Raw genomic sequence first — 1,660 nt, 5'->3', positions numbered from 1 at the left:
AAGAAAAAAATTATTATTATTACCATTAAATAGTTAATGGTTCATAGCTATATTATTATATTTGTAAGCAATAAGAGTAGCAAGCTTTTTTCTACTAATCTTCATTTTACTACTACCTTATTATGCATGGTGGAGGATATTTTGGGTTTTTTATTACGGATTGTTCACTTTAAGGCTTGACAATATTATATAAGTATTAATATTCATATATTATCATAGAGATATGAATAAAAACTTATTAATACGTTCTGATTGTAAAGAAGCGTTAACTAATCTTATTAATGATGGTGTTAAGGTAGATTGAATCTATTTAGACCCTCCGTTTAATAGCTCTCGTACTTATAATATAATCTATAGTACTATGGGTGTTACTGCTCAAGCTAAAGCCTTTCATAATATGTGGGAATATAATTCACAAAGTAGGCAAATGCTTTTAAACTTTGAAAATCTTATTGATACAATGGATGAATTATCCGACCTTGTAAAGAGCTTTCTTAAAGTGTGGATTGCACCTTTACAAAGTGGCAATATAGAAGATAAGAAAATGTTAATTTATCTTATCTATATGACTGAACGCCTTGTATTAATGAAAAAAATACTAAAAGATACAGGTTCTATATATTATCATTGTGACCATACAGCTAGTCACTATGTGAAAATTATTATGGATGGAATTTTTGGACGTGAAAATTTTAGAAATGAAATTGTTTAGCACTATCAAACAGGGGGGCAAGCAAAAGATGGTTTTCTAAAAAACATGACATACTTTTATGGTATAGCAAAGACTATAATAATTACTAATTCAATCCTAACGACATTAAAATAAAAAGAACAGAAGAAGTTTTAAAAAGGATTAATTCTGGAAATGCTAATGCAACAAGAGCTACCACATTAGATAAGTTACCTATGGATGTATGGACAGATATTCAAGCATTAAATGCAATGGAAAAAGAACGTTTAGGTTACCCTACACAAAAACCAATAGCATTATTAAAGAGAATACTCAAAGCAAATTGCCCTAAAAATGGTATAGTTTTAGACCATTTTTGTGGATGTGGCACGACTATTGCTAGTGCTATCGAAAATAAGATAAATTGGATTGGTGTAGACATTTCTTACGATGCTACCGATGTAATGATAGATAGATTAACTAACCATTTATATGTAGATAAAGATACTTACGAATTTATAGATGGAAGCCCAGAAACAAAATTAGAATATGATAAACTAGATGCTTTTGCTAAACAAGATTGGTTAATTAGAAAGCTAGGTGATATGCCTAATCCTAAGAAAAGTGGGGATCATGGTATTTATGGTGATTTAAAATTTCTTGTTTTTTTGATACTTTAAGACTACCACAGTAAGAACAAATAGGCTTATCACCCCATCTTTTCTTTTCTAAATACTCTATGCAACTTTCTTGTGTTGGAAACTGCTTAAAAGCTTGTATAATATTCATAGCTAACCTTTATTAGTAATACTTCACAATATTAGTATATAAGGGTTAGTATAAAAGACAACTATTTAGTGTTTATATCCAAAGAAAATACCAAAGAATTAGAAATAGATATAGAAGATGTGCTAAGTATAACAAAACAAGATATTTCTTCTAAGTTCTACAATGGAGTTATTTATAATTCTTGGAATATTAAGGAAGCTA

Annotated in this window: 3 protein-coding genes; 2 read left to right on the top strand and 1 reads right to left on the bottom strand. The window is 28.8% G+C overall.

Features of this window, described 5'->3' with window-relative positions; genetic code table 11:
• Window positions 1-304: 304 nt before the first annotated feature.
• Both ACQCX0_RS04265 and ACQCX0_RS04260 read left to right on the top strand, forming a co-directional pair.
• A complete protein-coding gene (locus tag ACQCX0_RS04265; RefSeq protein WP_462562940.1) occupies window positions 305-712 on the top strand; it encodes a DNA methyltransferase in 408 nt (135 codons plus the stop codon).
• 104 nt (window positions 713-816) lie between these two features.
• Complete coding sequence (locus tag ACQCX0_RS04260; protein WP_462562939.1) at window positions 817-1,350, top strand: DNA methyltransferase; 534 nt, start codon at window positions 817-819, stop codon at window positions 1,348-1,350.
• On the opposite strand, the gene ACQCX0_RS04255 is transcribed toward ACQCX0_RS04260, so the two are convergent.
• Complete coding sequence (locus ACQCX0_RS04255; RefSeq protein ID WP_462562938.1) at window positions 1,286-1,459, bottom strand: transposase; 174 nt, start codon at window positions 1,457-1,459, stop codon at window positions 1,286-1,288. The two genes, ACQCX0_RS04260 and ACQCX0_RS04255, sit on opposite strands and share 65 nt — an antisense overlap.
• Between the last annotated feature and the right edge of the window lie 201 nt (window positions 1,460-1,660).

The organism is Candidatus Hepatincolaceae symbiont of Strigamia maritima (genome assembly GCF_055505085.1).
The sequence above is the reverse complement of the archived record's forward strand: the minus strand, read 5'-3'. Positions and strand labels throughout refer to the sequence as shown.

Excerpts from the sequence above, each read along its gene's own strand:
- ACQCX0_RS04255 (WP_462562938.1), bottom strand. The coding sequence starts at position 1,459 with ATGAATATTATACAAGCTTTTAAGCAGTTTCCAACACAAGAAAGTTGC.